Raw genomic sequence first — 24880 nt, forward strand, 5'->3', positions numbered from 1 at the left:
CTTAATACTTCTTCCTGATCAAACCCCGGTCTTCGGCGACTTCAACGAATCATTCCCCGTCACAGTAGCCGCCTTTGTCGCCGCCTCGGCATTCGCCTTCAACTTGCTCAACTCTTCCCCGGCCCGTTCAATCTTCGCCCGTACATTGTCCATGTCCTGGCGGCTTTTCTCGATCATGCTTTTGACCGAGCTGTGCCCGGTAATCCCGCGAGCCAGTGCCACGCCGCCGATCGCCACTTGAATCAATCCGAAAATACCGCCGCGACGCAGGCCCTTGCCCATCATCACGATGCCACCGGCCACGGAACCGGCGCGTTCCCAACCGTGAACGTTCTGCTCGGAAGGGGACTGAAACGGGGTGGATTCGATGCGCTCTACGCGTTTGAGTTCGCTCATGATCTTTCTCCTGGCAGGAAGGCTGCGTCGTCGTGGATAGTTAAGCTGACTGCCGAAGCCGGCGGCTTGTTCCATCGAATGTACGTTGAATCAGCGAAATTTCGCCCCGGAACGGGTGTTGAGCCCTTTGGACATGCGGTCGTAAAGCACGACGTTGACGGTAGCTGCCAAATTCATGCAACCGGTGGTCGGGATATAGACCACGTCTTCGCACCAGTCGCGAATCTCTTTATCCAGCGAGCCGTCTTCCGGGCCGAAGATGTAGAGCGCACGATCCGGGTGAGTGTATTCGGGCAGGGAGCGGGCGCCTTCGACCAGTTCCACGGCAACCGGCACGCAGCCCAGTGGCAGGATTTTTTTCAGGTCGTCGATACCGATCAGCGGGATGTCGTAGTGGACGCGCTTGGTGTCGGTGACGAAGTCGGCGGCGCGTTCATAACGCTTGCCGGTATAAAACACGGACGCCACGCCATAGCAGCCGGCGGCGCGCATGACCGAACCGACGTTTTCCGGTGATTTGGGGTTATACAAACCAATGCAGCTGTACCGTTTGTCTGCCACGAGCGGGGTGCCTTCGGGGAAAAAACGGCGATTATACGGAGAATGGGGGAGGGGTGTTCAGTTTGAGATTGGTGGTGTCTGGGCGATCGCCTTCGCGAGCAGGCTCGCTCCCACTTTGGATCTGTGTGTTTCACAAGATCAATGTGGGAGCGAGCCTGCTCGCGAAGGGGCGGGAATTAACACTGAAGATCTTCAGTCGTCCTTCTTCATCAACCCAGCCAATGCCGCAAACGGGTTGTGCGTCGCTTTGGCGATTTTCGGCGTGCTCAGCGAGCCTTCGTCGAAATACTGCTGATCGGTATACCGCGAGTGTTCATTGTCGTGGCAGTACAGGCACAACAGTTCCCAGTTGGAGCCATCCTGCGGGTTGTTGTCGTGGTTGTGGTCGCGATGGTGCACGGTCAGTTCGCTCAGGCGCTTGCCGGAGAATTCACGGGCGCAGCGACCGCACACGTGCGGGTACATCTTCAGGGCCTTGTCGCGGTAGCCCATTTCCTTGTCGCGCTGGTTGTCGGCGAGGATGCGGTCCAGCTTCGAAGTATTGGTCGGGGTGGACGAACTCATGGGTTCACCTTTGTAAAAAGACTAATGACGGTATTAAGCGAAGTTTAGCTCAGCCCTTGAGCTTCTCGGCAATCCAGATGGTGTGGCGTGTGCCCTTGTTGCCATGGGCGAAGACTTGCACTTCCTCGGCCTTGAAACCGGCCTTTTTCAATTTGTCGGAAAACTGCTTGTCGGCGCTGGCCGACCACACCGCCAACACGCCCTTGGGGCGCAGGGCCTTGGCGCAGGCACTCAGGCCACCGGCGGAGTAGAGCCAGCTGTTGGCTTTCTGGGTCAGGCCTTCGGGGCCGTTGTCGACGTCGAGCATGATCGCGTCGAACCCTTGCGGCTCGGCTTGCAACACTTTGGCCACGTCTTCCATGCGGATCACGGTGCGCGGGTCGAGCAGCGGGTTGCCGGCTTTCTCGCCCAGCGGCCCACGGTTCCATTCCACCACGCCCGGCACCAGCTCGGCGACCACCACTTCGGCAGTCTTGCCCAAATGCTTGAGCGCCGAGGCGAGGGTGAAGCCCATGCCCAGGCCGCCGATCAAAACTCGCGAATTCGGGCGCCCGGCCACTTTGCGACAGGGGATCTCGGCCAGTGCGTCTTCGGAGCCGTGCATGCGGGTGTTCATCAGTTGTCCGCCGTCGCCACCCTGGATCTTGATGACGAAATCCTCACCGTATTCGAACAGGCACAGGGCACCGCCGTTTTCAGGAATGGGCGTGGTGTCGAGCAGGACGAAACGTTTCATGGGGCTCTCTTGAGAAAGTCTTGCATAAACTGGGAGGGCAAACGGACGCAGTTGGGAGTAGCCTGAAAGGGACAACAAGGCCAACGGAGCCATTGATGAAGCGCACTATTCTAACGGTCATTGCTCTGGCCGCGCTCTCGATTACTGCAGTGCAGGCGCAAACGCTGCAAACGATCCCCGTCAGCCCCGCCCCCATGCCCGGTTCGCCAGGCACCGCGACGCCGACGCCGTACCCGCAAATCACCGCGCCCTCCTTGCCAAAAACCGGCCCCGGCAGTAGCGGTCCGCCGTTGGTACCGATTGAAATGCCGAGCCCGCCGACCAAGGACCAGCCTGTACCGGGGATCGAGCAAAACCCGACGAAAGTCAAATCGCCGGGCGGTTAAACCTGCTGCGAAAGCAGTTGTCCGTCGGCCATGCGCAAGCGTTTGGAGAGAGAGACAGCAAGGGCGCGGATGATCTTGGCGGCGACTTTTGGCGCGTCGTTGATCATCTTTTCCAGCGAGTCCTTGCCCAGGTTCAGCAACTGGCAGTTGCTGGCGGCCACGCAACTGGCTGAACGCCGTTCACCGTCCAGCACCGCCATCTCGCCGAACGAGCGACCGCTGCGCAACGTGGCCATGGTCACGAGTTGCCCGTCACCATTGGTTTTTTGCACAGCTACCTGTCCGGTGTGAATGATGCACATGAAGCTGCCGGCATCACCCTCATGGAAAATCTGTTCGCCCTGCGCCACGGTGCTGATACTGAAATAGCCCGAGGCCGCCGCAAAATCGGCGGGCAGCAATTGATCGAACAGGCCGCAGTCCATCAGCCAGTCGCGAATTTCGTTGTTCAGCAAGGTCGGTTCTGACATGTCGTCACGGTCTTTTTTTGTTTCTGATTCCGGTTTTCGGGATGTCCCCAATCCCCTGTAGGAGCCTGGCTTTGTGGTGAGGGGGCTTGCCCCCGTTGGGTCGCGAAGCGGCCCTAAATCCTGCGACCGCAGTTCATCAGGCATACCGCATGCGATGGTTTTACGACTGCTTCGCAGCCGAACGGGGGGCAAGCCCCCTCGCCACAAAAGCCCGGCTCCTACAGGTGTTGTGCCGGTCTTAAGACCGGCACCCCGCGCCAAGTTCCTCAGGCAATCCCCAAAACCGTGAACAAAAATGCGTATTCGAGTGCTACGTCACGCAATCCTTGATAACGACCGCTCATCCCGCCATGCCCGGCGCCCAATTCAGTCTTGAGCAGCAGAAGATGGCTGTCGGTTTTGGTCGCGCGCAATTTCGCTACCCACTTTGCCGCTTCCCAGTACTGCACGCGGCTGTCGTTGTAGCCGGCGATCACCAGCGTCGCCGGATAGGCTTGCGCTATGACGTTTTCGTACGGGGCGTAGGCCTTGATCCGATCATAAACGTCCGGCTCTTGCGGATTGCCCCATTCGTCGTATTCCGTGACGGTCAGTGGCAGGTCAGGGTCGAGCATAGTGTTGAGCACGTCGACGAACGGCACTTCGGCAATCGCCGCGCCGAACAACTCCGGCCGCTGATTGAGCACCGCGCCAATCAGCAAACCACCGGCACTGCCGCCGCTGATCGCCAGTTGTGGTGCGGTGGTGAAGCCATTGGCAATCAAATGTTCAGCACAGGCAATGAAGTCACTGAACGTGTTGTGCTTGTGTTCCTGCTTGCCGGCGCGATACCAGGCTTCGCCCAATTCACCGCCGCCGCGCACGTGCGCGATGGCGAAGGCCATGCCGCGATCCAGCAGGCTCAGGCGGGCGTGGGAGAACCACGGGTCGAGGCTTTCGCCATAAGCGCCGTAGCCGTAGAGATACAACGGCACGGGTTGGCCCAGATGCTCGCGCTTGACTACCAGGCTGATCGGCACCTGTATACCGTCCGGTGCGGTAGCCCACAGGCGCTGGCTGACGTAGGCATCGGCGTCGAACGGGCCGAGCACCGGGGTTTCCTTGAGTACTTTCTGCTCGCCGTTGCTCAGTTCCAGCTGGCGGATTTGCGCCGGACGGTTCAGGGCTTCGTAGCGCAGGCGGATTCTGTCGCTGATGAACTCCAGGCTGTTCTGGACATGTAGGCTGTAGGCCGCATCCGGCAATTGCACCCGAAAAGGCGTCAGGCCTTGTGGGTGGACTTCGATGATCGGCAAGCCACCTTCGCGCAGGCTCAGGGTCATGGCTCCGGTGTTCAGGCTCATGCCCTCAATCATCACGGTGTCGCTGTGAGGGATCAGGTTTTGCCAGTCGGCTTCGGTGGGCGCCACGCCGGTGTCGACGGCGTGGTACAGCGCAAAGTTGATGCCGTCGCGGTTGGTGCGAATGAACCAGGTCCATTGGCCATCGAGGGTGCCGTGGTCGACGTCGTACTCATGGTCCTCAACCCGTGGCGCCAGGCAAGTGAAGGCCTGGTGCGGCTGGGAGGCGTCAAGCACCCAGACTTCACTGGTGGTCTTGCTGCCAAGGGATAGCAGCAGTTGCAGTTCGGAGCTTGAGCGGTAGCAATGCAGGAAGAAACGTCCGTCCGGCTCATGGAACACTTCTTCGGCGGCCGTGCCGTCCAGTCGGTAACGGAATAGTTTGTGCGGGCGATGGGTGTCGTCCAGCTCGCCGAAAAACAGCGTCAGGCTGTCATTGGCCCAGGTCATGCTGCCGTCGCAGTCCTGGAACTCCAGTTCGCTGACGCGACCGTCGGACAATTCCTTCACGAACAGCGTGTATACCTCGTCGCCGCTGGCGTCGATGCTGTAGGCCAGGCGCTGGTGATCGGGGCTGATGCTGAACGCCCCCAGGGAAAAGAAGCCGCCGTTGGCCAATTCATTAGGGTCCAGCAGCAGCTGTTCCTGGCTTTCGTCGAGTTGCAGGCTGTCATCGGCCGGGCGCGGGCAGCGGTAGTGCCGGGCGTATTCGTCACCGGCGGTGATCCGCGTGTAATACAGGTACGGACCCCAAGGGGAGGGCAGCGACAAGTCCGTTTCGAGAATCCGGCCCTTGATCTCTTCGTACAGGGTCTCGCGCAGGCCTGCCTGATCGGCGGTTTGCGCCTCTTGATAGCTGTTTTCAGTCTTGAGGTAGTCGAGCACCGCGTCGGTGTCGCGCTCCTGCAGCCAGGCATACGGGTCATCGCCTTCGGCCTTGTGGGCAATGGGCGCGTCGGAAACGTTGGCGGATAAGGGCATGAAAGACTCTCGAACGTTGTACGAATTTGGGGGGCGCACCTGTGGGAGCGAGCCTGCTCGCGAAGAGGTCATTACATTCAACATCAATGTTGGCTGATCTACCGGTATCGCGAGCAGGCTCACTCCCACAAGGGCAAGCCTGATGTGCGAAAAGTCGTTACTATAAGCGCCTCTTTGCCTGCCTTGCCATGGACACCATGACCGAGAACGACTATCTGATCGCTTGGGGCCTCTACGCCTTTGCCGCTTTAGGCTGCCTGTTGGTATGGATGCGCTTGACCCGCTGGATGTGGCGCTGGCTGCGCGAGCCGCTGCGGCTGCTGGTGGCCGTGTTGCTGTTCAGCCCGACGATCATCGATCCGGTCAAGGATAAAGTCGCACCGGCCATCGCCATCACGGCGCTCGACCTGTTGTTCAAGGTCGGCAACAACGCGTGGCGGGCGATTTCCGATCTGCTCATGTACGGCATGATCGCCTTTGGTCTTTATCTGGTCATGGTGGCGATCCGCATCCCCATCGAGCGCGCCTCCAATGCTCGCAAGGAACAAGCGGCCGCCGCCAAGGCTGCGGCCAAAGCCGAACACCCTGAAGACGATCATCCCTTCGGCGGTGCCGGCGATGATCGTTACGGCCGCCCGCCAGTTCCGAGCAATCCTCAGCGATTGCGGGTCGAGCCGCGCTTGTAACCTTGCCCCTGCCTTTTCATCGAGAGTCCGAACATGTGTGAGTTATTGGGCATGAGCGCCAATGTGCCGACCGACATCGTGTTCAGCTTCACCGGGCTGATGCAGCGCGGCGGTCGTACCGGCCCGCACCGTGATGGCTGGGGGATCGCGTTCTATGAAGGTCGCGGTCTTCGATTGTTTCAGGACCCGGCCGCCAGCAGCGAGTCTGAAGTTGCGAACCTGGTGCAGCGCTATCCAATCAAAAGTGAAGTGGTGATCGGGCACATCCGCCAGGCCAATGTCGGCAAGGTCTGCCTGTCCAATACGCACCCGTTCGTGCGCGAACTGTGGGGGCGCAACTGGTGTTTCGCCCACAACGGCCAGCTCGCGGACTTTCATCCGACCGCCAGTTTCTACCGTCCCGTCGGTGATACTGACAGCGAGGCAGCGTTCTGCGATTTGCTCAACCGCGTGCGTGCGGCGTTTCCGGAACCGGTCGAGGTTGAAAAGCTTCTGCCAGACCTGGTGGCGGCCTGCGCCGAATACCGAAGCAAAGGCGTATTCAACTGCCTGCTCAGCGACGGTGACTGGCTGTTCTGCTATTGCTCGACCAAATTGGCCCAGATCACCCGTCGGGCACCTTTCGGTCCTGCGCGCTTGAAGGATGTCGATGTGATCGTCGACTTCCAGGCCGAAACCACGCCCAACGACGTAGTGACGGTGATTGCCACCGAACCCCTGACTGAAAACGAAACCTGGACCCGCTACGAACCGGGCCAATGGAGCCTCTGGCGACGCGGCGAATGCGTCAGTCAAGGCAAGACCGAATAAGGATCTCCCCCTCGATGTTGCTCAGTTATCTACGGCTGGTGTTATTTTCGGCGGGCCTGTTGATCGGTGTCCAGGTGCCGGGGTTTATCAGTGATTACGCCAAGCGGGTCGAGGCGCATCTGATCGAGGCGCAGACCGGTTTGAGCGGTTTCCAGGGCACAGCCAATCAGTTTTTCAAGGGCGACATGCAGGCGCTGGTCGCCCATTACCGCGCCAGCGACGACCCGATCTTTCGCAGCGATGCCGACAGCCTGAGTAACTTGCTGACCCGTCAACTGGCGTTGGACAAGCAATTCCAGGCCATGCAAGGTCCGTGGTACATCCGCTTCCTGCAAGTGGTGCTGGCCGCCGACCCGGACATCCGCAAGGAAACCTGGAATGGCTACAGCTACCAGATCCTGCTGACGCCGCAAGCGATGATCTGGGGCATGAGCGGCGCGATGCTGCTGTCGTTCGGCATCGAATGCCTGTTCCGCTTGATCGACTGGGTGGTGCTGGGGGGCAAACGCCTGCGCCAGAGCCGGCCGATTGAAGACCGGGATGTGCGCGGCCTGTAACCCTGTAGCCGGTTTGCCGGCGATTGCCGCGACACGTATGTCTGGCAGATCGCATCGCTGGCAAGCCGGCTTCTGCTTTTACCAGTCGACCGAGTAGCTCATGCTCAGCGTGCGGCCTTCGGCGTTGGCGAACGGCATTCTGGCGTTGGCCTGGGTGAACAGGTTTACGTACGTACGATTCGTCAGATTAAACACCCCGCCTTCAAGACGACCGACCGGCAGTTGCACGGAGCCGAGCAGGTCCACCAGCGTATAACCGTCGATGTCGCGTCCGTTGTTGTCCTTGGCTGCGGCGTCATAACTGGACAAATGCATGCCTTGCAGGCGCAGGTTGTAATCCTCTTCGATATAGCCGACGAATAGCGTGGTCTTGGCCGGTGAGATGCGCGTGGCCGGCAGATCGATCCACTTGCCGTTCTGCTCGGTCTCGCCTTTGGCCCAGGCGTAAGTGCCACCCACCGACCATTGATCGGTCACGCGGTAGTTCAGGTTGTTTTCAATGCCGCGAACGCGCTCTTTCTGGTTGATCAGGCGTAATACGCGATCATTGGCATCGTAGAACTGGGTCACGTCCGAGGTGTTTTCATACACGGTGACGTCGGCCTGCCACTGGTCCCAGTCACCACGCCAGCCCACCTCGTAACTGTTGACCTTGATGGCCTGGGCGTTGAGGCTCTGGATGTCGAAGGTGCTGCTGACGTCACGCATGAAGCGCTGGATATCCGGCAGCGAAAACCCCTGGCTGAAATTGGCGAATACGTCCTGACTATCACTCAGGTGGTAGACCGCGCCCAGGTTGTACAGTGTGTCATCGTATTTGAGGGTGTCGCCGGGTAGCGTTGCGCGTACGCCGGTCTGGACGATCTCACCATAAGCGATGCTGTCGGAAACGTCGCTTTCGATCCATTCACGGCGTACACCGCCACGCACGGTCCAGTCACCGATGTCCCATGACATCTGCCCGAACAGCGATTTGGTGGTGGTTTCGATGTCCGGGCCCAGCTCGTAGGTGGTGCCGGTCTTGGTGTAGGTCAGACCATTGAGCGTGTATTGATCACCTCGTTGGCGGGAGCGCTCATTATCATAGTCGGTGCCCCAAACCAGGTTGCCCGTGGCACTCCCGATGGCCGGCAGCGGCGTGTCGATGGCTGCGCGCAGGCCGTAGACATCCTGCACGCTGTTGTTATCAGAGATCCCCGCCTTGCCCCGCGACAGGTCCGGGAAAAACAGTGCATCGGCGCGGCGCCAGTAACTTTCCAATTGCAGGCCTTGACCGTAGAAGTCCGCGTCGGTGTAGTTGAGGTTGACCGCCTGGTTATGGGTGTAGGGTTGCTCGTCCAGTTTCAATCCCTTGACTGCCACGGCTTGCTGCAGGTTTTTTGGGTCTTTGGTGTAACCCGTGTCCTGCTGATCCTTGTAGTCCTGCAGCGACAGGCTGAGTTTTTTGTCGGCATCCAGTTCGTAACCGAAACGACTTTGCAAGTCATAGGTTTCGGTGTCCATGCTGCTGCCCTGAGAGGTGTCCTGAGGGATGCGGTTGCCGTTGCCGTCGTACATATCGTTACGCTGGATCAGGTCGGCGGAGACGTACCAGTCCAGGGCATCCTTGCGCCCGGTCGCGCTCTGAAAAGCTTCATAGGCGAAGCCTTTGCTATTGAGGTTGTTGCCGCTGGTCAGGCCCAGTTTGCTGCTGTAGGCAATGTCCTGACCCTGATTGCGCTTGGTGATGATATTGATGATGCCGCCTGAAGCACCGGCGCCATAGATGCTGCTGGCGCCGGAGACCACTTCGATGCGTTCGACGCTTGCCGGGGTGACGCTGTTGAGCTGGCGGAAGTTGTCGCGTGTGGCGTTCTGCGATACGCCGTCGATCAATACCAACATGTTGCGCCCGCGCAGGGTCTGGCCGAAGTTGCTCATCCCGCCGCTGGACGGCGCAAGACCGGGGACCAATTGCCCGAGAATGTCGGAGATCCGGCGACCTGCGCCGCTCTGCTCACGGATCTGCTGTTCGTCGATCACCAGGACCGAACCTGGAATAGAGGCGATGGTCGCTTCGCTGCGAGTCGCGGAGACGACAGTGGCTTGCATGTTCAAAGTGCCGGGCTGCTCGGTATCTTCGGCCCAGGACTGGGCGCTGAAGGTCCCGAGCAACGGGATCAGCAGGGGGAGTTTGATTCGGGTCATGATGAGGACTTTTTTGAGTTGTGATAAGTGTGGGCAGACAAGGTTGAGCGGTCAGGTGTGGCGTTGAATGACCGCACGCAGCGGATCCCGATGGCGGCTACGGCGTAGGTCAGCGCCACCAGCCAGAAACTATTGGCCAATCCAACCAGCCCCATGCCGACGCCGCCGAGAACGGCACCGAGCAGAGCGCCAGCCTTGGCCGCGCTGTTGCCGAGGCCGAGCGCAAAGCCCTGTTGGTTGGCGGATACGGTGTTGGCGATCAGTGCATAAGCCACCGGCAGCAGAGCGCCTTGCCAGATGCCCCAGACGAGTCGACTGACGAGAAATCCCAGCCATTCGTTGGCCAATGCCGTGGCCGCCAGCGTCAGGGCACACAGCCAGGCCACGCCTTCGATGACGCGTAAGGTGTAGGCCGGCTGCCAGCGGTCGAACAGGCGTCCCCACAGCGGTGCGGAAATGGCCAGGGTCGCGGCGCTCGCCGCGTAGGTGGCGCCGATCAGCCAGCTTGGGGCGTGCAGAATGTCCGCGACGTACAGTGCGTAGAACGGTTGCGGCATCATCTTCGCGGCCTGAATCAGCACGATCACGAACAGGATTCCACCGAGCCAGCCTTTGGGCAGTGCCACGGGTTCAACAGGTTTTTTCTTCGAGGCGCGAGCCTTGTCGGCCGGCAGGAAAAAACTCCCCAAGGCGCACAGCAGGCAAATCGACGTCGCGCCATAACAAAGCAGGGCAAATCCCGAGACGTCCATGAGCCAGCCGCCCAGTATCGGGCCGATCAACGAGCCGACGGCAGTCGCCGATTGCAGGCGGGCCAGGGTGTGCCCCCGTCTGGAACTGTCGCAACAGGCCAAGGCATAGGCTTGCGCGGCGGCGAGAAACCCGGCCAACGCGCCTTGCATCACGCGAATACCCACCAGCAGCCACGGGTCGAGGGTGATGGCCGCCAACCCTTGGCACAGCGCGAGTGCCAGCAACGCCCGAACAATCATCGGTTTGTGTCCGGTACGATCACCCAACCGGCCCCACAGGGGCGTCAGGAGCATGGCGGCCAGCATTGGACCGGCATAGACCATCGCCGATAACAGCGCGGTGTAGCCGGCGCCCTGCGGCCCGAGCAGATGCTGGATCTGCAGGGGCCAGAACGGGCCGCTCATTTCCATGGCACCCATGGAGACAAACTGGATAACGATCAGCAGTCGCAAGGCGCGACCGTCAGCGAGCATGGGTGATGGGTCGTAGCGGGTTACTCAGGCGTCCGACGATGTCGGCATGACTGTCGAGCAAGCGCATGCGCATGAACGATTTGGCGGGCCAATCCTGTTCCAGCAAGGCTTGGCGCTCGCTTTCCCAACGTGCCGGTTCAACGCGCTCGCGCAAGGTCTCGAAACACTGCGCAACGTGCGCTGCCAATCGCTCCCAAAGGATATTTTCCGGCACATTCCAGTGGCGGGCACAGAGCAACGTCAGCTCACCAAGGTGGCACATGAACGTGGTGTGCAGGAGTTTGTCGCGGACAAAACCGGAGTCGTCATACAGGGTCATTTTCGGATCGTGCAACTGGATATCCAGGCCCTTGGCGTGCAGGGTTTTACGATCGATACGCACGTCGCCGAAGTCACGCAATAACAGCCGATTCAACTGCCCGTCAGCGCCCATCACCATGAAACTGTTTTGCTGGTGCGCTTCGAACGCCACGCCATACATCAGGTAAATGCCCAACAGACTCGGTACCGCAATCGACAGGTAATCATCGAAGAACGCCAACATGGCCTCGCTGTCATCACGGCCCTGAGCCAGTCTTACCCAATCACGCAGCAACGGTTGTTCGAATTCGTTGACGGCGAACAGGCTGCCGACCGGTACCGCCAACTCGCCTTCTTGCAGCAGGGTCAGCGGGTTGTCGCGATACAGCACGGCGGCATGCCGGGAGCGTTCGTCATCGGCCGGTTGCGGCGCGTAGTGCACGCCGATGCGCTCCGGAACGATGTTCAGCAGACGCTGAATCTGCGGCTCCTGATCGAGGATCTTCAGTATCAGTTGGCTGATGCGCGGCCCCATTCGGGCCGAGCGCGGCGACACGGTGCGCTGCACACTGGTCAGGCGCAAAGCCACCGGCAGTTTGACCATCGGCGCAACGCGGCTGGCGTCCGGCAGGACCGTGCGGAAGGACATGGTCGGGTGGCCAGTAAAAGCGACGATGTCAGTGACGATCAGCAGGTTGTCGGCGATCTCATTGGCGAACGAATCCGGCAGCTCTTCATGGGCTTGCCATGGGTGCGACGGGAGCGGGAGGTAGTCCTTTACCTCCAGGCCCAGTTGCTGCAAATGGCGCTGCAATTGTTCGGCGGCCTGTGGGAAGTGACCTTGCCACCAATCCCAATAATCGGCGGTCCCCGCCAGCGCTTCGACGTGTGCGTACTGGCGGTGCAGGGCGCACAGCACAATCGGAAAACTCGCTTCGAATTCCGGCGAGAAAGCGATGACCTGAGCGGCGCTCAAACCCAGTTTGGTCTTGTAGTTCGGGTGCCATGGATGGCCGAGAGTGCCCCACTGTTCGAGCAGTGACGTAGGGTTCTGATGACTGGGGTCGGCTTTGAGCCAGGCGAGCAGGTTGTCGTCGTACTCGGTGTCGATCTGCTCTCTCAGGCGCTCGGTCCATCCATGATGAAACGCCAGGCACAGGGTGTCGTTGCTGAAGCTGTCATCCAGTTCCCGGGCCAGACGTTCCAGTACCTGCGGGGAGGCTGGCGGATTGAGCTGAGTGCTGAGGTGAGTGAGCAATTCGCTGGGCAGCTGGATTTTGTGGGGCAGTCTGTCGGGGGTGTGCAGGACGATGCTGCCGCGCACGTCCCAGCTGTTCATCCTGGTGCCAGACAAGTGCTCGAAGCACAGGTGCGTGCCATCGCCGAGCGGTAGCCAGCAACGGTTATTGTCGTCGTATTCGCAAGCGTCGGGGTTGATCAGATCTTCACGAAACAGCGCCTGGATCAGGCGTTGGAAGCAGCGCTGGGCGGCGGGCTCCAGCGCATTGCTCAAATGGTCGAGGGTGATGCGGTGGGACTGGAAAGCCTGAGTGCCAAGGGCTTCGCTCCAGTGAGCGAGCAATTGCTGCTGTTTTTGCGTGTAGGCGCGCATCTAGTCCGACTCCTTCTGGACAGTTGATTTGCTGAAAGCGCGCAGAGAATACCGTTTTGAAAAATTAATGCAAATGATAGTGGTTCATATTTACAGTATGGGAAATATCCTTCAGATCCTGGCCAAGGGTTTACTCAAAACGATGTAGTGCTCGCCCACTTTCTGCGCATAGCGCTCCACGACGTTTTGACACAACGCTACGATTTCTTCGACCCACTCCACGCCGACCCGCCATGACACCACCACTTGCAGGTTGGGCGGCCGTTGATCGATGGCCAGCAGAGTCAGTTCCCCGCGCGCCAGTTCCTCGGCCACCAGCACCGGTGGCAGCGCACCAATGCCGAAACCATCGCGCAACAATCGGGTAATCGCCGACACCGAGTTCACGCAGTTCAGGCGTGGCATCATCACGCCATGGGCCTGCATCAGGGCGAGCACCTCTTGATGCGGATGGGAGTTTTTCGAATAGGTAATGATTCGCTCGCGCGCCAGATCGGCGATGCCCGAATACTCGCGGTTGTAGAGGGAATTACTCGCCGCGATCCAGCCCATGGGATGACTGGCCAGTTCAAGGCTGCGCACGCTTTCCTGGCGCATCAGGTCGGTTTGCAGGATCAGATCGAGAAAGCCTTTTTGCAGTTGATCGCAGAGGTTGAGCGAGGTATCGGCCACCAGTTCGATTTCCACCAACGGATAGAGATCCGTCATTTGCGCGACCAGCGGGCTGAGCCAGGTATGGATCACCGTGTCCATGACGCCGATCCGCACCCGTCCGACCTTGCTCGAACGGGTCTCGATCGACTGTTTGAGCGCCTGCATGGTGTCCATCATCTGCTCGGCATAGTCGAGCACTTTCAGGCCTTCGGGCGTCAGGCTGACGCCGCGTGAATCGCGCAAAAACAGTTTCACCCCCAGCTCACTTTCGAGCACGGCGATGCGGCTGGAAATCGAGGCCTGGGTGGTGAAGAGCTTGTCGGCGGTCAGGCGAAAGCTCTTGAGTCGGGCGACCCAGACAAAGGTTTCGAGAAACTTCAAATTCATGGGATCAACTTTTTCTTATGCCTAAGCCCGGTTTTTATTAGTTGGACGCAGCAGGGCCGGGCGCCCAAAAATCGGCACATCCGGTTCCCACGATAGGCGTCGTCGGGGCTCAGAACAATACCAATAAAAACTAGCGCGGAGATTTGCCATGAGTGCGCCCGACACGCTCGACATCCCCAAAACCACGACTCGCCCGGGACCTTTCGACTGGTACCGCAACATCAATCAGCAGGAACGCCGCACCTTCTGGAGCTGCAAGATCGGCTATGGCCTGGACGGCATGGACACCCAGATGCTCAGCTTCGTGGTGCCGACCCTGATTGCGATGTGGGGCATTACCACCGGCGAAGCCGGGCTGATTCACACCAGTACTCTGATTGCTTCGGCCATCGGTGGTTGGGTGGCGGGGATTCTCTCCGACCGCATCGGTCGCGTGCGCACCTTGCAATTGACGGTGCTGTGGTTCGCCTTCTTCACCTTCCTCTGCGGCTTCGCGCAAAACTACGAGCAGCTGCTGATCAGCCGCACCCTGATGGGCTTCGGTTTCGGCGGTGAATGGACGGCCGGTGCGGTGCTGATGGGCGAAGTGATTCGCGCCAAGGACCGTGGTAAAGCGGTGGGCATGGTGCAATCGGGCTGGGCGCTGGGATGGGGGCTGACGGCGATTCTGTATGCGCTGCTGTTTTCGTTGTTGCCGCCGGAGGATGCCTGGCGTGCGCTGTTCCTCCTCGGCATCGTACCGGCGATTTTTGTGATCTTCGTTCGTCGTCTGGTCAAGGATCCGGAAATCTACCGCGAAGCCAAGGCCAAACAGGAACCGAGCAACCCGGCGAAGTTCTACGAGATTTTTGCCCCCGGCATCCTCTTCACCACGATTCGCGCTTCGGTGCTGACCACCGGCGCCCTGGGCGGTTACTACGCGATCACCTCATGGTTGCCGACGTTTCTGAAGAACGAGCGGGGTTTGAGCGTACTCGGCACGGGCGGTTATCTGGCGATGGTGATCGTCGGTTCCTACGTTGGATATGTCATCAGTGCGTATTTGACTGACATTCTCGGGCGCAAGAAGAACTTCATCCTGTTCGCGGTCGGCTCGTTCACCATCGTGTTGCTCTACACCCAATTGTCGGTCAGCAACGGCGTGATGCTGTGGCTGGGTTTCCCGCTGGGCTTCTTCGCCTCGGGGATCTTCAGCGGCATGGGCGCGTTTTTGACTGAGTTGTTTCCGACACGGATTCGCGGTTCGGGCCAGGGGTTTTGCTACAACATCGGTCGGGCGCTGGCGGCATTGTTTCCGCTGTTGATCGGTTTGCTTAGCCAGAAGGTGCCACTGAGCGTCGGCATCGGGGCATTTGCGGCGGTGTCCTACGGGGTGGTGATCCTCGCGGCGTTGAGCCTGCCGGAAACCCGTGGCAAACAACTGGATGCGCAGTAATCTGCCTACCTCTAAAAAGAATAGAACCTACAGGAGTGTTCTCCTTGAGCCGCCTGCTATTGAACTGCGACATCGGCGAGAGTTTCGGCAGCTGGACCATGGGTCTGGATGCCGAAGTCATGCCCTTCATTGATTGCGCCAACATCGCCTGCGGCTTCCATGCCGGCGACCCGAGCATCATGCGCAAGACCGTCAGCCTGGCGCTGAGCAACGGCGTGCAGATCGGCGCGCACCCGGCCTATCAGGATCTGGTCGGTTTCGGCCGGCGCTCGATGGCGTATACCGCTCAGGAACTCCAGGACATTCTGCATTACCAGATTGGCGCCCTCGACGGCATTTGTCGGGCTCAGGGTGGGCGTGTCAGCTACGTCAAACCCCACGGCGCGATGTACAACGACATGATGGCCAACCCGGCACAGTTGCGTGCGGTGCTTCAGGCCGTGGCGGCTTATGACCGAACGTTGCCGCTGATGTTGATGGCGACCCGCGACAACAGCGCCGCGCAGCTACTGGGTGATGAATATGGCGTGACCTTGTGGTTCGAAGCCTTCGCCGACCGCGCTTACGACAGCGCGGGCATGCTGGTTTCGCGACAACTGCCGGGCGCGGTGCATCATGATCCCGAGAAGGTCATCGAGCAGGCGCTGACCATCGCCCGTGGCGACCCCCTCACTGCCAGCGACAGCAGCGCATTGCACTTGCAGGCCAACACCCTTTGCGTGCACGGCGACAACGCCAGTTCGGTCGCTGCTGTGCGACGGATTCGCGAAGCCCTTGATCAGCAGAGTGCACCATGAAGCTGCGGGTAGAGGTGGTGGCGCTGGATTGTCTGATGGTGCGTCTGTTCGATGAGATCAGCGAGGCCAACATGCCGTGGATGCTGGCGGCCAGCGAAAACCTGCGGGCTGCGTTCGGCGGGCATCTCATTGATCTGGTGCCGTCCTATACGACGTTGATGGTGCATTACGATTTGACTGCGCTAAGCCCGGCTCAGGCTCGGGAATTGATCGCCGAAGCGCTGATCGACCTGTCGCCCAACACCCGCACCGGCGGTAAGTGTCATGTGCTGCCGGTCTGGTATGACTTGAGTGTCGGCCCGGAGCTGAGCCTGTTGTCACAACGCAGCGGGCTGGCGATGGAGGAGGTGATCCGCCGTCACAGCGGGCGCGAGTATCAGGTGTTTGCCTTGGGTTTCGCGCCGGGTTTCGCCTTCATGGGGTTGGTGGAAGAAGTGCTCGCCGCGCCACGCCTGAACACCCCACGCAAAAAAGTCGCGGCCGGCAGTGTCGGCATCGCCGAGCGCCAGACCGCCGCCTATCCGGTCGTCTCTCCCGGCGGCTGGAACCTGATTGGCCGCACCCCGGCCAAACTGTTTGACCGTGAACGTGACGGCTACAGCCTCATGCAACCCGGCGACACAGTGCGCTTTGAAGCCATCGGCCATGCCGAGTTCATCAATCTGGGCGGTGACGACACGCCGTTGGAGGCGCAGGCATGAGCCGTCTATCAATAGAAGCGAGTACACCGCTGTGTTTGTTGCAGGATGCTGGCCGTTTTGGCGTGCGGCATCTGGGCGTGACCCAGGGTGGGGCGGCGGATTGGCGATCGATGTCGTGGGCCAACTGGTTGCTGGGCAATGGCCTGGATGCACCGGTGATTGAAATCACCCTCGGCGGGTTTACTGTCGTTGCCGAAGAGGATTGCGTGCTGGCGTTGGCCGGGGCGGATCTGGGGGCGCAGGTGGATGGCGAGGCGTTGGCGCCGTGGCGCAGTTTCAGGCTGCATAAAGGTCAGCGATTGCAATTCACCCAGCCGCTGCTTGGCGCTCGGGCTTATCTCGCAGCGCCGGGTGGGTTTGAGGCGCCAAGCGTCTTGGGCAGCCGTTCGACCGTGGTCCGTGAGGAACTGGGCGGCCTGGATGGCCGGGGTCGTGCGTTGGTCAACGGTGTGCAGCTGAGTTATGCCGGGAGTGCGTTGCTTCTGCTGCGGGAGTTGCCGGCGGAGCATCGACCGGACTTCACCGACAATTCGCCGCTGGATCTGGTGTTGGGCGCACAGATTGGCGAGTTCGGCGGGCAGAGTCTGTTCGACGCGTTCAACAGTGTGTGGACCCTCGACAGCCGCGCCGACCGGATGGGCATTCGCCTGTTGGGCACGGCGTTGCAATACCAGGGAAAGCCGATGATCTCCGAAGGCATCCCGCTCGGCGCGGTGCAGGTGCCGCCGGACGGGCAGCCGATCGTGTTGCTAAATGATCGGCAGACCATTGGCGGTTATCCGCGACTGGGGGCGTTGACGCCGCTGGCCCTGGCGCGGCTGGCGCAGTGCTTGCCGGGGACGAAGGTGCGGTTGCGGCCGGTGGTGCAGGATGTGGCGCATCGAGAGCAAATCGAATATCTACATCGATTCCTGAAAAACTAAAAGCTTCGCTGGCAAGCCAGGCTCCTACAGGGATTGAGGTGGTCCACATACTTTGTGAACCACCTCAATCCCTGTAGGAGCCTGGCTTGCCAGCGATGGCGGCCTGAAGGGCTTCCAAGATTACTTGGAAAGAAACCGCATCCCTTCCTCCAACCCCCGAAGGGTCAGCGGATACATCTGATCATCAATCAAGTCCCGCACAATATTGGTCGACGATGTATAGCCCCACGTATCTTTCGGATACGGGTTAATCCAGATGAGCTTCTTGTACTTCTCCCTGAACCGCTGCATCCACACATAACCGGCTTCTTCGTTCCAGTGCTCGACGCTGCCGCCCGCCTGGGTGATTTCATAAGGCGCCATGGCGGCGTCACCGATGAAGATCACTTTGTAGTCGGCGCCGTACTTGTGCAGCAGGTCCTGGGTTGATGTGCGTTCGGAGGTGCGACGCATATTGTTCTTCCACACCGATTCATAGATGAAGTTGTGGAAGTAGAAGTACTCCAGGTGCTTGAACTCGGTTTTGCAGGCCGAAAACAGCTCCTCGCAAATCTTCACGTGCGCGTCCATCGAGCCGCCGATGTCGAACAGCAGCAACAACTTGACGGTGTTGCGCCGCTCCGGCCGCATCTGGATGTTCAGCAGCCCGGCATCTTTGGCGGTGTGGTCGATGGTGCCGTCGATGTCCAGCTCTTCCGCGGCACCCTGACGGGCAAATTTGCGCAAGCGGCGCAGGGCGACCTTGATGTTGCGCGTGCCCAGTTCCACGGAGTCGTCGAGGTTTTTGTACTCGCGCTGATCCCAGACCTTGACCGCTTTACCCTGACGCTTGCCGGCATCGCCGACCCGAATGCCTTCCGGGTTGAAGCCGCCGGAGCCGAACGGACTGGTGCCGCCAGTGCCGATCCACTTGTTGCCACCGGCATGGCGTTCTTTCTGTTCTTCGAGGCGCTTCTTGAACTCTTCGATCAGTTTGTCCAGGCCGCCAAGAGACTGAATCGCCGCCCGTTCTTCGTCAGTCAGGGAGCGTTCGAACTCCTTGCGCAGCCAGTCTTCGGGAATCAGTGCCTGAAGGTGGTCGTCGAGTTTTTCCAGGCCATTGAAGTAAGCCCCGAACGCCCGGTCAAACTTGTCGAAATGCTTTTCGTCCTTCACCAGGATCGCCCGGGACAAATAATAGAACTCGTCCATATCGGCAAAGGTCACGCGCTGTTTCAGCGCGTTGATCAGGTCCAGCAGCTCACGCACCGAGACCGGCACCTTGGCGGCGCGCATTTCATTGAAGAGGTTGAGCAACATGGGTTGACCCTGTTTAGTAGTGCTTAGCGAGTGCCGCGACGGCTCATGAATGCCAGGCGCTCAAGCAGCTGCACGTCCTGTTCGTTCTTCACCAAAGCACCGGCCAGCGGCGGTATCGCTTTGGTCGGATCGCGTTCGCGCAACACCGCTTCGCCAATGTTGTCGGCCATCAGCAGCTTCAGCCAGTCCACCAGTTCGGAGGTCGATGGCTTCTTCTTCAGGCCCGGCACTTTGCGCACGTCGAAGAACACGTCCAGCGCTTCGCTGACCAGATCCTTCTTAATGTTTGGGTAGTGCACATCGACGATCCTCTGCATCGTGGTGCGATCCGGGAAGGCGATGTAGTGGAAGAAGCAGCGGCGCAGGAAGGCGTCCGGCAGTTCTTTCTCGTTGTTGGAGGTAATGATGATGATCGGGCGCTTCTTGGCCTTGATGGTCTCGTCGATCTCGTAAACGTAGAACTCCATCTTGTCGAGTTCTTGCAGCAAGTCGTTCGGGAACTCGATGTCTGCCTTGTCGATCTCGTCGATCAGCAAAATCACCCGCTCTTCGGATTCAAAGGCTTCCCAGAGCTTGCCCTTTTTCAGGTAGTTACGAACGTCGTGGACCTTTTCCGTGCCCAGTTGTGAGTCGCGCAGGCGGCTGACCGCATCGTACTCGTACAGACCCTGATGCGCCTTGGTGGTGGATTTGATGTGCCAGGTGATCAACTTGGCGCCGAAGGACTCGGCCAGTTGCTCGGCCAGCATGGTTTTGCCCGTGCCCGGCTCGCCCTTGACCAGCAGTGGACGCTCCAGGGTAATGGCGGCGTTGACCGCCAGCTTCAGGTCATCGGTGGCGACGTAGGCCTGGGTGCCTTCGAACTTCATCTGCTAATCCTCGAACGGTAACGCCGACCTGAATGAGGCAGGGCGGGGCGCAATAATGGTGATGCCCGACTATACCGCGCTGCCCGGTCGACTGTGAACGCAGACGGCTTATTCAGTCTCTGAATGGGGCGTCACATCTTGACTCAGTCTTGGCTGCTGGCCAGTATTGAGATATCGCCATATTGGCGATAGCTTGCGGGGCATGTCTACTAAATATCGATTTCGTGATACGTACCGCATTCAGTTGCGCGAGAAGGATCATCCGCCGCCCCATGTTCACCTGACCGGTGGCGGGCTCAACGTGATGCTCAGCCTGGAAACCGTCGAAGTGATGGTCGGCAAGGCGCCGCCGCTTATTATCAAGGAAGCGCTGGATTGGGTCAGAGCCCACCAAGTGCAATTGCTGGAGGATTGGAAGCGATGTTACCCATGAAACGACCACGGCTGTCGGCCGTTCAGGCGTTGCCGGATAACCGTCTGGCGCTGACTTTTATCGATGGTCAGCAGTTAACGCTCGATTTGAGCCGTGACCTGCACGCCTATCCAGGATTGCAGCCATTGCTGGCGATTGGCGCGTTCAACGGTGCGTCTCTGGGTGACGATGGCTGGAGCGTCGAATGGCCTGAGCTGGACATTCAAATCGGGGCAGACACCCTGTATCTGGATGCACTCGCACAAAACGCATCTGACGAAAACACTCGTACATTCATTGAGTGGCGCGCTCGCACCGGCTTGTCACTCAATCAGGCGGCTGAGGCGCTAGGGGTTAGCGCCCGCAGTATCACGCGCTACAGCAGTGGTCGTGAAGTGGTGCCGCGATCATTGGCATTAGCTTGTTTGGGCTGGGATTTCTTGCAACAGCAATCGACGTCTGCACGGGCAGCTGAAGAAACCGGTCGCTATACCGTGACACGCAAACCCTAACCAGCCTCCGGCTTCGGCCGCTCATACTGGGCGTTGAACGCCTGGATGAAACCATTGCGCAAAATCTGCAAAAACGCCTGGAATGCGCTGATATCCTGGCGATGCACGTTGCCTTTCAGTTCCACTCGGGTCGCGAACTGGTTTTTGCCCTGGTTTTTCAACACGGTTTCAGAGCCCCCGACGATGGCCTCCCAGATCGATCGGAAAATCCCTTTGTCCTTGTTTTGCACGTCTTGCTGCCAGTTGAACACGTCGACGTCAATGAGCAGCGGTTTGATGTAACCGGTCAATTGGGCTTTTTTGGCTTGTGCTTCAATGACCACGTCGCCGTGACCCGCGTTGAAGTCGAACTTGCCGTAGGCCGAGGCGAAGTCGTTCATGCGTTTGAGTTCGATGCCTTTGGCGCGCAGACGAAACTCAAAGTCTTCGAAATTGCTAAGTGGATCGAACGTCGCGTTGGTTTCCAGAGGTGCGTGTCCGAGCAGCAGGGCCTTGCCTTCGAAGCGAGCGTCTCGCTTGCCTTGTTTGTCGACCACATTGGTCAGGTTGTAAATGCTGGCATTGACCTGCGTGGCGTTCATATTCACAGGAGGCTTGGAATCGAAGTTGCGAAAACTGAGTTTGCCGTCGTGGATCCGCACTTCGTCCAGGGTGACGGGTAACAGTTTGCCCAGTTGCGCGCGCCAGTCGGTGCCCTGACCGGTTTGTGAGTTCTGTTTATTGGCGCCACCGTCGACGAAGTTCACCTCGGGGTTGAAGAACTGCACTTGGGCGACCACTGCATGGTCATGCCAGAGCGAATGCCAACTGACGGAGAGGTCGATGAGCGGTGCGTTGACGAAGGGCACCGGGACCTTGCCGTCGACCTTGACGATTTTCAGTCCGTTGATTTTGTAAGCCCCGCGCCACAGGGCCAGGTCTACGTCGGTGATCTGGCCACGGTAGTCACCCATGTCCGCCAGTTTGTCGTTCAGGTAGTCGCGCACCATATAGGGCAGGGCGATGTGCAGGGTAATCAGCAGCACAACGAGGCCAGCGAGCGTCCACAGGGGCCAACTGTATCGACGTTTCATGGTGGTAAATCTCTGGCGATGTAAAGCGATTGACTGCGCTGACCACCGGACGTTCGACCTGACTGGACGCCTAGGGGCAAGAGGCTTACCTTGATGCGCTAATTCCATGCTGTAGTTAAGGACCCGGACATGAGCCGTATCTTCGCTGACAACGCCCACTCCATCGGCAATACGCCCTTGGTACAGATCAACCGCATTGCCCCGCGCGGCGTGACCATCCTGGCCAAGATCGAAGGGCGCAACCCCGGTTATTCAGTCAAGTGCCGGATCGGCGCGAACATGATCTGGGACGCCGAAAGCAGCGGCAAACTCAAGCCTGGCATGACCATCGTCGAACCGACCTCGGGCAATACCGGCATCGGCCTGGCGTTTGTCGCCGCTGCCCGTGGCTACAAGTTGATGCTGACCATGCCGGCATCCATGAGTATCGAACGACGCAAAGTACTCAAGGCGCTGGGCGCGGAACTGGTGCTGACTGAGCCGGCCAAGGGCATGAAGGGCGCGATTGAGAAAGCCGGCGACATCGTTGCCAGCGATCCGGCCAAATATTTCATGCCTGCGCAGTTCGACAACCCGGCCAACCCCGCTATCCACGAAAAAACCACCGGTCCGGAAATCTGGAACGATACCGACGGTGCGGTCGATGTGTTGGTGGCAGGGGTCGGAACGGGTGGAACCATTACCGGTGTTTCGCGATACATCAAGAATACTCAGAACAAACCGATTATCTCGGTGGCCGTTGAGCCTGCGGCTTCTCCGGTGATTACCCAGGCCATCGCCGGCGAAGAGATCAAGCCGAGCCCGCACAAGATTCAGGGCATCGGTGCCGGTTTTGTGCCTAAGAATCTGGACCTGTCGATGGTTGATCGGGTTGAGTTGGTCACCGACGAGGAGTCCAAGGCCATGGCCTTGCGCTTGATGCAGGAAGAAGGGATTTTGAGCGGTATTTCGTGTGGCGCGGCCATGGCTGTTGCTGTTCGCCTGGCGGAAACCCCGGAAATGCAAGGCAAGACCATCGTGGTAATTCTGCCGGATTCTGGCGAACGCTACCTGTCGAGCATGCTGTTCAGCGATCTGTTTACCGAACAGGAGAATCAGCAATAAGCGCACTTTGGGGGCTAAGCGTCCATTGATGAGTTGGCGGGATTGATTAAGGTCAGTCCTCGTTCAGCTTCCTAATGCTAAGAATTGCTTGTTGCGCAATTATTACTGAATGTTGCTTCAGGCGGTTTTTCCCGGAATCAGGGAATGTTTATGATGGCCGGGCGCCACGCCGGGTAAAGGGCGTTGAGCGATAAGTCTATTTTCAAGGAGTCGTAGATGAGCTTTTCCATTGTCGCGAAAGCGTCGGTGTTGCTGCTGTTTCTAGGCAGTACGCTCTATGTCCATTTGCGTGGCCAGGCACGATTGCCGGTTTTACGGCAATTCGTCAATCACTCGGCGTTGTTCGCTCCCTACAACGCCTTGATGTACCTGTTCTCCGGCGTGCCGTCCAAACCCTATCTGGACCGCAGCAAGTTTCCGGAACTGGACGTGCTCAAGGACAACTGGGAAGTCATTCGCGACGAAGCCATGCACTTGTTCGACGAGGGGTATATCCGCGCTGCCGAGAGGAACAACGACGCCGGTTTCGGTTCGTTTTTCAAAAAGGGCTGGAAGCGCTTTTACCTCAAGTGGTACGACAAGCCGCTGCCTTCGGCAGAAGCCCTGTGCCCGAAGACCGTGGCGCTGGTAAGCAGCATTCCCAACGTCAAAGGGGCGATGTTCGCGTTGCTGCCGGGTGGCAGCCACCTCAATCCGCATCGTGATCCGTTCGCCGGTTCTCTTCGTTATCACTTGGGGCTGTCGACCCCTAACTCTGATGATTGCCGCATTTTCGTTGACGGCCAGGTGTACGCCTGGCGCGATGGCGAAGACGTGATGTTTGATGAAACCTATGTGCACTGGGTCAAAAACGAAACCGAGAAGACCCGGGTGATTCTGTTTTGTGACATCGAACGCCCATTGAGCAGCCGCGTCATGACCTGTATCAACCGCGGGATCAGCGGTTTTCTCGGGCGCGCCACAGCTCCTCAAAACCTTGAAGATGAACGCGTCGGTGGGATAAACCGGGCGTACGCCTGGAGCAAGAACTCCAGTGACAAGTTCAGTGGGGTGGTTAAACAGTGGAAGCGTCGTCATCCCAAAGCCTACCGTGTGCTGCGGCCGGTGGCGGCGGCGGTGGTGCTGGCGTTGTTGGGGTATTGGTTGTTTGGGTGAGTCCAAGTCAAGAAATGAAAAACCGCTCTTCGGAGCGGTTTTTTTACTGCCCAATATACGGGCGTCCGGCGAGCAGGCTAGGTTCTTCGCCTTCGATGCCCGTCGCAATTAATTGTAGAATGCGTCGCTCACTGGCTGTCAGCTCTACAGCAACCTGTTTTCTTTCTGGTGTGGATGAGCGTTTTCTTGTGGGAGACTTCTTGATTGGTTTTCCCATCTTCCCTCCGTCATTGGTCATATATTGAACAGTTTTCAAGATACTAGGCTCTCTACGGCTTTGACAAGTCGACGTTCTGCATCGAAGTAAAAGCCGAATTGTTGGTAGATGAAAATTGCACCTTTCAACGGCTCCTGAACTTCGATGAAACCTGCTGCCAATAATTTTGGCGTACTGTTCAACGACCAATATGGCCAATGATGCAATACGTTTTTTCAGCGGATGGTCTTCTCCTGGTCGCCCCTCTAATCTCACGATGCGGATTCGTTGCCGACTATTGTTGGGGTTTGCGAAACACAGTCCGCACAGTTCTTCATCAAACCAAATGGCCAGGTCCAGAGCCAAAGGCTCACTCGCTTTCCATCCAACCACTTCATTCCATGCAAAGTGTGGATCCTGCCAAAGCTCCCAAGCTTTCAATGCTTGCACGTTAATCGCTTCAAAGCGCACTTTCGATAAATCGAGATCTGTTTGGCCAACCAGTTCAAGCTCATGTTGCAGTTGAGCGGTCTTGAAACTGGCCAACTTTC

At 58.9% G+C, this 24880-nt stretch carries 26 protein-coding genes; 12 read left to right on the forward strand and 14 right to left on the reverse strand.

Going from position 1 to position 24880, the window contains the following annotated elements:
- Window positions 1-18: 18 nt before the first annotated feature.
- From ACWGZX_RS21355 to ACWGZX_RS21370, 4 genes are all read right to left on the reverse strand, one after another.
- Window positions 19-396 carry a YgaP family membrane protein gene (locus ACWGZX_RS21355; protein ID WP_452625325.1) on the reverse strand — a complete coding sequence of 126 codons (378 nt, stop codon included), beginning with the start codon at window positions 394-396 and terminating at the stop codon, window positions 19-21.
- Between the two features lie 90 nt (window positions 397-486).
- The gene (locus ACWGZX_RS21360) at window positions 487-957 is read right to left on the reverse strand and encodes an RNA methyltransferase (RefSeq protein ID WP_008153126.1); all 471 of its coding nucleotides are present in this window, start codon (window positions 955-957) and stop codon (window positions 487-489) included.
- 192 nt (window positions 958-1149) lie between these two features.
- On the reverse strand, window positions 1150-1521 hold the full coding sequence (locus ACWGZX_RS21365) for a YajD family HNH nuclease (RefSeq protein ID WP_017336997.1): 372 nt from the start codon (window positions 1519-1521) through the stop codon (window positions 1150-1152).
- A 49-nt stretch (window positions 1522-1570) separates the two neighbouring features.
- A complete protein-coding gene (locus ACWGZX_RS21370) occupies window positions 1571-2257 on the reverse strand; it encodes a spermidine synthase (RefSeq protein WP_448723267.1) in 687 nt (228 codons plus the stop codon).
- A gap of 95 nt (window positions 2258-2352) precedes the next feature.
- Between ACWGZX_RS21370 and ACWGZX_RS21375 the strand changes: the two genes are divergently transcribed.
- Window positions 2353-2643, forward strand: a complete 291-nt coding sequence (locus tag ACWGZX_RS21375; RefSeq protein WP_452625326.1) for a hypothetical protein — start codon at window positions 2353-2355, stop codon at window positions 2641-2643.
- Here the strand turns inward: ACWGZX_RS21375 and ACWGZX_RS21380 are convergent.
- On the reverse strand, window positions 2640-3113 hold the full coding sequence (locus ACWGZX_RS21380; protein ID WP_223511415.1) for a cyclic nucleotide-binding domain-containing protein: 474 nt from the start codon (window positions 3111-3113) through the stop codon (window positions 2640-2642). The genes ACWGZX_RS21375 and ACWGZX_RS21380 overlap by 4 nt on opposite strands.
- Window positions 3114-3379: 266 nt before the next feature.
- Complete coding sequence (locus ACWGZX_RS21385) at window positions 3380-5434, reverse strand: S9 family peptidase (RefSeq protein ID WP_452625327.1); 2055 nt, start codon at window positions 5432-5434, stop codon at window positions 3380-3382.
- Between the two features lie 188 nt (window positions 5435-5622).
- Between ACWGZX_RS21385 and ACWGZX_RS21390 the strand changes: the two genes are divergently transcribed.
- From ACWGZX_RS21390 to ACWGZX_RS21400, 3 genes are read left to right on the forward strand one after another with little or no spacing between them, the layout of a single operon-like run.
- Entirely contained in the window at window positions 5623-6120 is a 498-nt protein-coding gene (locus ACWGZX_RS21390; protein WP_223511417.1) for an MFS transporter, read from the forward strand.
- Window positions 6121-6153: 33 nt separating this feature from the next.
- Window positions 6154-6930 (forward strand): class II glutamine amidotransferase, encoded by a 777-nt coding sequence (locus ACWGZX_RS21395; RefSeq protein WP_223511418.1) that lies wholly within the window; start codon window positions 6154-6156, stop codon window positions 6928-6930.
- A gap of 14 nt (window positions 6931-6944) precedes the next feature.
- Window positions 6945-7487, forward strand: coding sequence for a DUF2937 family protein (locus ACWGZX_RS21400; RefSeq protein ID WP_452625328.1), 543 nt, complete (start codon window positions 6945-6947; stop codon window positions 7485-7487).
- A gap of 78 nt (window positions 7488-7565) precedes the next feature.
- On the opposite strand, the gene ACWGZX_RS21405 is transcribed toward ACWGZX_RS21400, so the two are convergent.
- The 4 genes from ACWGZX_RS21405 to ACWGZX_RS21420 form a co-directional block, all read right to left on the reverse strand.
- The gene (locus ACWGZX_RS21405; protein ID WP_452625329.1) at window positions 7566-9674 is read right to left on the reverse strand and encodes a TonB-dependent receptor; all 2109 of its coding nucleotides are present in this window, start codon (window positions 9672-9674) and stop codon (window positions 7566-7568) included.
- Window positions 9671-10900 (reverse strand): MFS transporter, encoded by a 1230-nt coding sequence (locus ACWGZX_RS21410; RefSeq protein ID WP_452625330.1) that lies wholly within the window; start codon window positions 10898-10900, stop codon window positions 9671-9673. The genes ACWGZX_RS21405 and ACWGZX_RS21410 overlap by 4 nt, the downstream gene beginning before the upstream one ends.
- Window positions 10890-12812, reverse strand: coding sequence for an IucA/IucC family protein (locus tag ACWGZX_RS21415; RefSeq protein WP_452625331.1), 1923 nt, complete (start codon window positions 12810-12812; stop codon window positions 10890-10892). The genes ACWGZX_RS21410 and ACWGZX_RS21415 overlap by 11 nt, the downstream gene beginning before the upstream one ends.
- A 111-nt stretch (window positions 12813-12923) precedes the next feature.
- Complete coding sequence (locus ACWGZX_RS21420) at window positions 12924-13853, reverse strand: LysR family transcriptional regulator (protein ID WP_452625332.1); 930 nt, start codon at window positions 13851-13853, stop codon at window positions 12924-12926.
- 148 nt (window positions 13854-14001) lie between these two features.
- On the opposite strand from ACWGZX_RS21420, the gene ACWGZX_RS21425 reads away from it, so the two are divergent.
- From ACWGZX_RS21425 to ACWGZX_RS21440, 4 genes are read left to right on the forward strand one after another with little or no spacing between them, the layout of a single operon-like run.
- Window positions 14002-15288 carry an MFS transporter gene (locus ACWGZX_RS21425; protein ID WP_452625333.1) on the forward strand — a complete coding sequence of 429 codons (1287 nt, stop codon included), beginning with the start codon at window positions 14002-14004 and terminating at the stop codon, window positions 15286-15288.
- A gap of 44 nt (window positions 15289-15332) precedes the next feature.
- Window positions 15333-16085 carry a 5-oxoprolinase subunit PxpA gene (locus ACWGZX_RS21430; RefSeq protein ID WP_452625334.1) on the forward strand — a complete coding sequence of 251 codons (753 nt, stop codon included), beginning with the start codon at window positions 15333-15335 and terminating at the stop codon, window positions 16083-16085.
- Window positions 16082-16786: a 5-oxoprolinase subunit B family protein gene (locus tag ACWGZX_RS21435; protein WP_223511427.1), complete on the forward strand. Its 705-nt coding sequence runs from the start codon at window positions 16082-16084 to the stop codon at window positions 16784-16786. The genes ACWGZX_RS21430 and ACWGZX_RS21435 overlap by 4 nt, the downstream gene beginning before the upstream one ends.
- Window positions 16783-17709: a 5-oxoprolinase subunit C family protein gene (locus ACWGZX_RS21440; RefSeq protein ID WP_452625335.1), complete on the forward strand. Its 927-nt coding sequence runs from the start codon at window positions 16783-16785 to the stop codon at window positions 17707-17709. The genes ACWGZX_RS21435 and ACWGZX_RS21440 overlap by 4 nt, the downstream gene beginning before the upstream one ends.
- 120 nt (window positions 17710-17829) lie before the next feature.
- On the opposite strand, the gene ACWGZX_RS21445 is transcribed toward ACWGZX_RS21440, so the two are convergent.
- Both ACWGZX_RS21445 and ACWGZX_RS21450 read right to left on the reverse strand, forming a co-directional pair.
- Entirely contained in the window at window positions 17830-19008 is a 1179-nt protein-coding gene (locus ACWGZX_RS21445; protein ID WP_007946791.1) for a vWA domain-containing protein, read from the reverse strand.
- A gap of 23 nt (window positions 19009-19031) precedes the next feature.
- Entirely contained in the window at window positions 19032-19877 is an 846-nt protein-coding gene (locus ACWGZX_RS21450) for an AAA family ATPase (RefSeq protein ID WP_008153159.1), read from the reverse strand.
- 202 nt (window positions 19878-20079) lie between these two features.
- Between ACWGZX_RS21450 and ACWGZX_RS21455 the strand changes: the two genes are divergently transcribed.
- Window positions 20080-20310 carry a DUF4160 domain-containing protein gene (locus ACWGZX_RS21455; RefSeq protein ID WP_452625336.1) on the forward strand — a complete coding sequence of 77 codons (231 nt, stop codon included), beginning with the start codon at window positions 20080-20082 and terminating at the stop codon, window positions 20308-20310.
- Window positions 20298-20801 carry a DUF2442 domain-containing protein gene (locus ACWGZX_RS21460; RefSeq protein ID WP_452625337.1) on the forward strand — a complete coding sequence of 168 codons (504 nt, stop codon included), beginning with the start codon at window positions 20298-20300 and terminating at the stop codon, window positions 20799-20801. Before ACWGZX_RS21455 ends, ACWGZX_RS21460 begins: the two co-directional genes overlap by 13 nt.
- On the opposite strand, the gene ACWGZX_RS21465 is transcribed toward ACWGZX_RS21460, so the two are convergent.
- Window positions 20798-21874, reverse strand: a complete 1077-nt coding sequence (locus tag ACWGZX_RS21465) for a DUF748 domain-containing protein (RefSeq protein ID WP_452625338.1) — start codon at window positions 21872-21874, stop codon at window positions 20798-20800. The genes ACWGZX_RS21460 and ACWGZX_RS21465 overlap by 4 nt on opposite strands.
- Window positions 21875-22003: 129 nt before the next feature.
- Here ACWGZX_RS21465 and cysK point away from each other — a divergent pair, with 129 nt between their 5' ends.
- A complete protein-coding gene (gene cysK / locus ACWGZX_RS21470) occupies window positions 22004-22978 on the forward strand; it encodes a cysteine synthase A (RefSeq protein WP_452625339.1) in 975 nt (324 codons plus the stop codon).
- A 216-nt stretch (window positions 22979-23194) separates the two neighbouring features.
- A complete protein-coding gene (locus ACWGZX_RS21475; RefSeq protein ID WP_452625340.1) occupies window positions 23195-24133 on the forward strand; it encodes an aspartyl/asparaginyl beta-hydroxylase domain-containing protein in 939 nt (312 codons plus the stop codon).
- 43 nt (window positions 24134-24176) lie between these two features.
- Here the strand turns inward: ACWGZX_RS21475 and ACWGZX_RS21480 are convergent, their stop codons facing one another.
- The gene (locus ACWGZX_RS21480; protein WP_452625341.1) at window positions 24177-24875 is read right to left on the reverse strand and encodes a hypothetical protein; all 699 of its coding nucleotides are present in this window, start codon (window positions 24873-24875) and stop codon (window positions 24177-24179) included.
- Window positions 24876-24880: the final 5 nt, after the last annotated feature.

The organism is Pseudomonas sp. CLCA07, assembly GCF_053615335.1.